The organism is Aeromonas sp. QDB62 (genome assembly GCF_027705695.1).
GTDB lineage: Bacteria > Pseudomonadota > Gammaproteobacteria > Enterobacterales > Aeromonadaceae > Aeromonas > Aeromonas allosaccharophila.
In genome coordinates, this window is the sequence record NZ_JAPDCD010000001.1 from 225,842 (window position 1) to 232,794 (window position 6,953).

A 6,953-nucleotide genomic window follows, 5' to 3' on the forward strand; every position below is an offset into this window, starting at 1 on the left:
GGGACCTTCTTGCAAGGGTTGCTGCACGCGGGGGGATGGCAGTACAGCAACCGACAGGGACATCAGGCGGACATGATATCAATAATGGTGGTGTCTGTGGCAGACATGCCTTCCTTCACCATCTGACCGACGTTGCGGATGGTCTGATCCACGTTGCCTGCAACGATCCCCTGACCCGACACCGAGTGGCTGTTGAGGGCCATCAGGAAGCCGCGTACCGCCGCGCCGGAGGAGGTACTCACCTTCATGGCGCAGGAGGCTTTCGCCCCGTCGCACACCATGCCGGCACTGTCGCTCAGCACGTTCTGGATGGCGAAGCAGGATTGCTCGAAGCTGCCGCCCGCCAGATAGACCATGGCCATGGAGGCGGCCGCGCTGGTCACGGTATTGCCACAGAACGCCGACAGCGGCGGATAGTGGGACTTGATATAAATGGCGCCCAGATGGCTCATGATGAGGGCGCGAGCCAGCTGCTCTTCGCTGGCCGCAAAGCGCTCGGCAATCACCATCACCGGAATGGTGGCAGCGATGCCCTGGTTGCCGCTGCCGAAGTTGCTCATGGCAGGCAGGGTGGCGCCCCCCATGCGGGCATCGGAGGCAGCCGCCGTCATCATCACGATGCGGTTCATCACATCCTCGCCGATGAGGCCGGCATTGATGTTCTGCTGCATGGTGCGGCCGATCTCCAGGCCATAGGGGTTGTTCATCCCCTCGGCAGAGAGCTTGCCGTTGAGTTCGGAGGCTTTGAGGATGAACTTGATCTGCTCGAACTCCACCTGGGTGGCGAACTCGTAGATGGTGGCGATGCTGATATCGACGCCATCGCAGATGGAACCGGTGGCACCGCTCTGGCTCTGATCGGCGGTGAAGGTCACCTCGCCATTGCGGCGCTGCTCGACGATGCGGGTATGGCCGCCACACAGGGTCACTTCGGCGCTGTGCTCTTCACCATGTTCATCCGTGCCATAAACGGTCACGCGGCAGAAGATAAACTCGGGGGCAGCGGTACGGCTCACCTGCACGTTGCCTGCATCGATCAGCCCCTGGGCAGTGATTACTTGCCCGGGCTGAATGGCGGCCAGCACCTCCAGTCCGGCATCGGCGTTACCGCCGATAGCACCGGCGGCAGCCGCAATGGCCAGACCGATCTTGCCGGTGCCCGGTACATAGACACCCATCGAGTTTTTGTAGAGATTATCCGACACCGCGACCTCGAGGCGGCGGGGCTCACAGCCCAACTGCCGGGCGGCGACAGCCGCGGCATAGGCGGCGGCGATTGGCTCGGTACAACCCAGCGCTGGTTTGACAACCTGTTGAATAATCTGCAGATACTGCTGCCACGCTTGTTTCATCACTTGAACCTTTTTATCAGCATTAACGAGCGATATGGGCGATCGCTTCCACTTCAACCTTGACGCCCATCGGCAGATCTTTCACTGCAAAGCAGCTGCGCGCCGGACAATCTTTCTGGAAATAGGCTTTATAGACCTCGTTGAACGCGGCAAAATCGCTGATCTCGGCGAGGTAGCAAGTGGTCTTGAGCACGGTATCCAGCGAGCCACCCGCGGCTTCCAGCACGGATTTCAGGTTCTCCAGTGACTGGCGGGTCTGGGCCGCAATGCCCCCTTCGACCACGCCGCCCAACTGTTTACAGACCGGCAGCTGACCTGAAGTGAAGATGAGATCGCCGTAGGCAGTGCCATGGCTGTAGGGACCGATAGCGTCAGGTGCCGCTGCTGCTGTGATGATGCTTTTCATATAGCCACTCCTATTTATGCAATTTTTTTTGCAATCACGAATCTCTTTTCGCTCAACATTATTTGCTTTTTATTTTATCCATTCAACAAAAAGATACAAAAAAGGTGTAAAAAGCATCTTTGGCCTCAATATAAACCGTGATCACGGTCCTGATTTGAACAAAAGTATCGTCTTGGGCATTGTTTGCAACGCATTCATTCAACTATATTTGCGCCGCTTTCCCACATCCCTACAAAAAAGAAGGTTTTAATGGACGCGCACAGCACTACTCTCACCAGCCCCGCGATAGGCACCCTGGAATGGAAAGAAGCGGTTCGCTTCGACAGCACCGACTGGGGCTGGATCATCATGAGCATCGGCATGGCCATCGGCGCAGGGATCGTCTTCCTGCCGGTACAGGTGGGTCTGATGGGCTTGTGGGTCTTTCTGCTCTCTGCGGTGATCGGCTACCCGGCCATGTACATGTTCCAGCGCCTCTTTATCAACACCCTGGCCACCTCGCCGGAGTGCAAGGATTACCCCAGCGTCATCACCGGTTACCTCGGCAAGAACTGGGGCATGCTGCTCGGCGCGCTCTACTTCGTGATGCTGGTGATCTGGGTCTTCGTCTACTCCACCGCCATCACCAATGACAGCGCCTCCTTCCTGCAGAGCTTCGGCGTCACCGACGGCCTGCTCTCCGAAAACCCGCTCTACGGTCTGGTGCTGATCTGCGGTCTGGTGGCACTGGCATCGCGCGGCGAGAACATGCTGTTCAAGATCTCCACCTTTATGGTGCTGACCAAGATCACCGTGGTGGCCGTGCTCGGCCTGATGATGGTGGACAAGTGGGATGCGGCCAACATCACCGCCATGCCCGCGGCCGGTGACTGGATGAAGGATGCCATCATCATGCTCCCCTTCACCCTCACCTCCATCCTCTTTATCCAGAGCCTGAGCCCCATGGTGATCTCCTACCGCTCCCGGGAGAAGTCGCTAGAAGTGGCTCGCTTCAAGGCGATGCGCGCCATGAATATCGCCTTCGGCATCCTGTTCGTGGTGGTGTTCTTCTACGCGGTCTCCTTCACTCTGGCGATGGGTCACGATCAGGCGGTCAAAGCCTCCGAGGAGAACATCTCCGCACTGGCCCTGGTGGCCCAGGGCATGCCCGGCCAGACCCTCAAGCTGCTCAGCCTGACCCTCAACATCTTCGCGGTGATGACCGCCTACTTCGGCGTTTACCTCGGTTTCCGTGAAGCCTGTCAGGGTCTGGCGATGAACCTGCTGCGCCGGGTGATGCCGGAAAACCGCATCAACAAGGGTCTGGTAGGCAAAGGGATCATGGTGTTTACCGTCATGCTCTCCTGGGGCGCCATCGTGCTCAACGCACCTGTACTGAGCTTCACCTCCATCTGCAGCCCTATCTTCGGCATGGTGGGTTGCCTCATCCCGGCCTATCTGGTCTATCAGGTACCGGCGCTGCACAAGTACAAGGGCACTTCCCTTTACATCATCATCGTCACCGGCCTGCTGCTCTGTGTCTCGCCCTTCCTGGCGTTCAACTGATCGGTTGCAACCGGACATGCCTTCATCAACAACGGGTCACCTTCGAGTGGCCCGTTTTCTATTGCGTCAGAGGAGGCGTCTGGGCAAAAAGCCAAAGAGATCACAACTTGCAATGCGGCCTCCCCCAAGGGGGCCTGCGCAGAGTACTATTCAGGCATCACCGCATAGACCCGTCCTATCGGGTATCGAGGCCTCATATGAAATGGATTTTCAACCCGGCCATCCGGCTGGGCAATCAGCTCTCCTTCAAATACAAATTCCTGCTCTGGTCCTGCCTGATGCTGTTGCCACTGGCCTATAGCATGACCAACCTGCTGGGGCGGCTGCAGGATGACAACGCGCAGGCCAACCGGGAACTGGCTGGCGTCAACAACCTGGCCCCCGTGCCCGCCATCGAGCAAGCGCTGCTGACCCACCGCAATCTGATGACCCGCCACGCCTATGAGGTGGATCCGGTCGGTGACGACCAGCTCAAGGCAGCGGCACAAGCGGTGGAGCTGAGCCTGCAGGCCTTTGCCGACACCCGCCAGAACACCCCCTCCTTTGAGGTGATCCAGCAGGGCTGGGCCGCCTTGCAGAGTGAAGCGGGCAAGCTGGAGGTGGAGCAGAGCAACCTGCGCCACGACAAGCTGCTGACCGAGGTGCGCCACCTCTACAAGCACATCACCGCCGCCAGCAGTCTGATCCAGGATCCGGCGCTCGGCACCTACTACATGGTGATCCTCGCCAGCGAGCGGTTGCCGCAGCTGCGCGACCTGCTGGCCCAGGTGCGGGATCGCGCCGCCACCATAGCCGACTTCGGCCTGTTTCAGGCGGAAGGCTACAGCGGCCTGCGTTTTCGTCTTGACCTGATCAGCGCCACCCTGCAGGAGCTGGAGGCTGATCTGACCCTGCTCTACCAGATCGAACCGGCCTACCGCGCCGAGCTGGGTCAGCAGACCGATGCCCTGATGCAGCTGGTGCGTCAGGGGGTCGAGACCATGGAAAACAAGATGATGAAGGATCAGCTGGTGCAGCTCTCCACCAAGGAGGTACAGGCTCTGGGGGATAAGATGGACGAAGCCATCACCGCGCTGGCAGGCCATGTACGCCAGCGGCTGGAGGCCGATCTGCGCCAACGTCTTGCCGCCAACCAACGCCACTTCTGGTGGGTCACCGCACCGCTGACCGCCAGCTTGCTGCTCTACCTCTACCTGATGATCGGCGCCTACCTCTCCCTGCGCGAAACCGTGGCGCGAGTGCGTGATATTGCCGCCAGGGTCAACGCCCAGGATCTCAGCCAGCATATCGAGATCGTCGGTCAGGACGAGCTGGCCGCCATCAGCCGGGATTACAACGTAACGCTGGAGACCCTGCGTACCCTGATGCTGCGAGTGCGGGAGAATGGCGTCACCGTGGTGGAGAGCGCCACCGAGATCGAAGCGCGCACCTGCCGCTCGCAGGAGGTGATTGCCGATCAGCAAGGGGAAACCCATCAGGTCGCCACCGCCATCAAGGAGCTGGCCGCCACCTCACAAGACATGGCGGGCAACGCCCTGCAAGCCGCCCGCATGACCCAGGAGGCACAGAACGTGGTCGGTCAGGGCGAGGATGTGGTGGAGCGCACCATCAAGGCCATCGACCATATCAACCGCGAAGTGCTGCGCACCGCCGAGACCATCGGCCAACTGGAACAGCAGTGCAGCCAGATTGGCGGCGTCATCAGCGTGATCCGCGGCATCGCCGAACAGACCAACCTGCTGGCCCTCAACGCTGCCATCGAAGCGGCCCGAGCCGGTGAACAGGGGCGCGGCTTTGCGGTGGTCGCCGACGAGGTGCGATCCCTTGCCAACCGCACCCAGGGCGCCACCGTCGAGATCCAGCAGATGATCGAACAGCTGCAATCCGGCGCCCGCGCCTCGGTCACCGCCATGTCGGCGGCCAGCCATGAAGCGCAGGAGGGGGTCGGTCTGGCGCAGGAGGCGCAACAGGCCTTCGGTGCCATCACCGAGAAGGTGGATCGGATGGTCGATACCAACGCCATCATCGCCAGCGCCATCGAGCAGCAGGGCGCTGTGGTCAACGAGATCGAACGCAACGTGGTGCGCATCTCCGATGGCAGCGACGAGGCGCTGCAAGTGGCCAACGCCGCCCGCGATGCCGCCCGCCAGATCCACCAGCTCACCGAACAGCTGCGCGCCATGGTGCAGAGCTTCGTGCTGTGACAGAACGCTGACAAGCCGGGATCAATATGAGCCCGGCATTACCCCGATCTGGCGCCTGCCCACGCAGCGCCAGATGCACGGATCATCCAGGAAAACCCTGCGCCCCACTTGCCGGACAGATGCCAACAAAGTAGTCTCGAACGAAAACAAAATGCGGCATTCCCGACACGCACTGTCTGCGATGTCGAGGGAAACCAAGCCGCCTGCGAGCCACAGATTAACACCAGCGTCACGTCATCTATCACCCGCTTCAAGCGAGAATTTACCCATGGCCAGATACCAGTTTTTTACCGTTCCGGCGTCCAATCGGCAGCAATACACCTTTATCGACATGGCATCTCCGACTTTTCTGAGTGAAAAGGCGGCACTGCTGACCCAAGGATTCGAGGTGGAGGAGGACTTTATTGACGCTACCAGCCCACGGGAGGCCGTCGAGAAGTACCAATCCAACTTTCTCTACGTGGCGGATGAGATTGGCAAGTCGGACAGCAGCTACGCCGCGGCCGTCGCCATGCTGGAGCTAGGCAAGGGGCTATTTGGCAAAAAAACTCGCCGTGATTAGGTGCAGCGGTAAAGAGTGGTGGCCATCGCGGCAACGCACCCGATGGCCATATGGCGAGGCGTTAATCTTGTGACTTAGAAGCGGGCCAACTGCTGGAGCATCTCGATCAGCTCCTCTTCGCTGCTCGGCTCATAGGCCAGCTGAAGGCTCGGCGCGGCGCCCCCCATCAGCATGTAGACGTTGGTGCTGCAGTGGTCGTAGTGATACCACTTACCGTCGATACAGACGTCGGTATAGCATCTCGGGTCCCTTTTCAGTTCCATATGCACATCCTTTTGTTACATCCCATCAACATCACTTCTGACCGTAAAATAACCACCGAGGTTCAAGCTTGATGCAGATCAAGGGAAGCGGCTGCAAGGGATAGATATCTGCCAGATCTGTGGCCTGTGGATGTCCCGAGCCACCATAGGTTATCCGAATGAAGATGGGTCGAGCGCCCCGTCATATCGCCGGATGGCCCCCCGGCAACAAAAACGGCGCCCGCAGGCGTAATGCCGATCAGTTAAGGATCCATTGACCGATCCTCCTGATGTGTAAAAATCCGAAACCTGTTGATTGGTTTCGGATTTTTTATGCGTATCGACCAGGCTCTCGACTTCCTCCACGCCAGCAATCCCGCTCAGTTTGAGTCACTCTCCGACCTCATTTCCCCCGAGCTCATCACAACTCTGCTCGCCGAAGAGGATGTCGTGACCCTGCGCCGTCGCCGCATGCCCATGGAGCGCCTGGTCTGGGCCATCATCGGCATGGCCATGTTCCGCCACGTCCCCATGACCCAGCTGGTCAATCAGCTCGATATCCTGTTGCCCGGTGACCGTCCCTTTGTTGCCCCCAGCGCCTTCCTGCAAGCCCGCCAAAAGCTCGGGGACAAGAGCATCGAG

At 59.6% G+C, this 6,953-nt stretch carries 7 protein-coding genes; 4 read left to right on the forward strand and 3 right to left on the reverse strand.

The window, feature by feature from the left end; all coding sequences use genetic code 11:
• Positions 1–62: 62 nt before the first annotated feature.
• Together OKC27_RS01020 and OKC27_RS01025 are read right to left on the reverse strand one after the other, a co-directional pair.
• Positions 63–1,352 carry an L-cysteine desulfidase family protein gene (locus OKC27_RS01020; RefSeq protein ID WP_270805844.1) on the reverse strand — a complete coding sequence of 430 codons (1,290 nt, stop codon included), beginning with the start codon at positions 1,350–1,352 and terminating at the stop codon, positions 63–65.
• 22 nt (positions 1,353–1,374) lie between these two features.
• Complete coding sequence (locus tag OKC27_RS01025) at positions 1,375–1,758, reverse strand: Rid family detoxifying hydrolase (RefSeq protein WP_075112586.1); 384 nt, start codon at positions 1,756–1,758, stop codon at positions 1,375–1,377.
• A gap of 249 nt (positions 1,759–2,007) precedes the next feature.
• Between OKC27_RS01025 and OKC27_RS01030 the strand changes: the two genes are divergently transcribed.
• The 3 genes from OKC27_RS01030 (at position 2,008) to OKC27_RS01040 (ending at position 6,069) form a co-directional block, all read left to right on the forward strand.
• A complete protein-coding gene (locus tag OKC27_RS01030) occupies positions 2,008–3,303 on the forward strand; it encodes an amino acid permease (RefSeq protein ID WP_042655962.1) in 1,296 nt (431 codons plus the stop codon).
• 197 nt (positions 3,304–3,500) lie between these two features.
• Positions 3,501–5,507 carry a methyl-accepting chemotaxis protein gene (locus OKC27_RS01035; RefSeq protein WP_270805845.1) on the forward strand — a complete coding sequence of 669 codons (2,007 nt, stop codon included), beginning with the start codon at positions 3,501–3,503 and terminating at the stop codon, positions 5,505–5,507.
• Positions 5,508–5,775: 268 nt separating this feature from the next.
• Positions 5,776–6,069 carry a hypothetical protein gene (locus tag OKC27_RS01040; protein ID WP_182937862.1) on the forward strand — a complete coding sequence of 98 codons (294 nt, stop codon included), beginning with the start codon at positions 5,776–5,778 and terminating at the stop codon, positions 6,067–6,069.
• 74 nt (positions 6,070–6,143) lie between these two features.
• On the opposite strand, the gene OKC27_RS01045 is transcribed toward OKC27_RS01040, so the two are convergent.
• Positions 6,144–6,332, reverse strand: a complete 189-nt coding sequence (locus tag OKC27_RS01045; RefSeq protein WP_042655959.1) for a hypothetical protein — start codon at positions 6,330–6,332, stop codon at positions 6,144–6,146.
• Positions 6,333–6,644: 312 nt separating this feature from the next.
• On the opposite strand from OKC27_RS01045, the gene OKC27_RS01050 reads away from it, so the two are divergent.
• Positions 6,645–6,953, forward strand: a 309-nt coding sequence (locus OKC27_RS01050) for a transposase domain-containing protein (RefSeq protein WP_270805846.1), incomplete at its 3' end; no start/stop codon positions are given.